The organism is Acinetobacter sp. ME22, assembly GCF_022012315.1.
Lineage (GTDB): Bacteria > Pseudomonadota > Gammaproteobacteria > Pseudomonadales > Moraxellaceae > Acinetobacter > Acinetobacter brisouii_A.
Map to the genome: position 1 here is coordinate 1 of NZ_JAKLTL010000059.1, position 270 is coordinate 270.

1 protein-coding gene is annotated in these 270 nt (G+C 31.1%); it reads right to left on the minus strand.

What is annotated here, in order from left to right:
• Window positions 1–89: 89 nt before the first annotated feature.
• The coding region (locus LVY74_RS17680; protein ID WP_237816152.1) for a hypothetical protein at window positions 90–270 on the minus strand (181 nt) is incomplete at its 5' end.

A 270-nucleotide genomic window follows, 5' to 3' on the forward strand; every position in this document is an offset into this window, starting at 1 on the left:
TTATCCGTAATTTTTTTGATTTGCAAAAGTTTTGCAATTATCACTTCAAACTTTTCTTTTATATCTTTAGTAAAGCCTGATTTATTATTTTAGGGCATATAAAATGATTTGGTAACTTGCCCAGTTGCTGCTTCTCGTAGTACATCTTGATATTCAAGCAAAATATCTACCGTTTCTTTGCCAGTTAAAGCTTTAGTGGTTTTATTTTCACAGTCGGTATTATGTACCCATAATTTAGCATCATCGATGAAATAAGTGTGATTATCCTCC